The organism is Streptomyces sp. AB3(2024) (assembly GCF_041862025.1).
Lineage (GTDB): Bacteria > Actinomycetota > Actinomycetes > Streptomycetales > Streptomycetaceae > Streptomyces.
Genome location: NZ_JBGWAB010000431.1, coordinates 1 through 223, shown reverse-complemented (window position 1 = coordinate 223; position 223 = coordinate 1). Strand labels below are relative to the sequence as shown.

General features: G+C 68.2%; 1 protein-coding gene. It reads left to right on the top strand.

Annotated features, from left to right (window positions below):
* On the top strand, positions 1-223 hold a 223-nt coding region (locus tag ACEPPI_RS41100; RefSeq protein WP_373920322.1), incomplete at both ends, for a transposase.

Below are 223 nucleotides of genomic sequence, written 5' to 3'. Positions count from 1 at the left end.
CGGAAAGAAAGCCTTCGACAAGCGCCTGCCCAACACCGAACCCAAGCTCCGCGAGCTGTTCGCGAAACTCCAGGCCAAGCACGGAACGGTGCTGGTCGTGGTCGACCAGCCAGCCTCGATCGGAGCCCTGCCGCTGGCGGTGGCCCGGGACATGGGCTGCCCGGTCGCCTACCTTCCGGGGCTGACGATGCGGAGGATCGCCGACCTTTACCCGGGCGAGGCC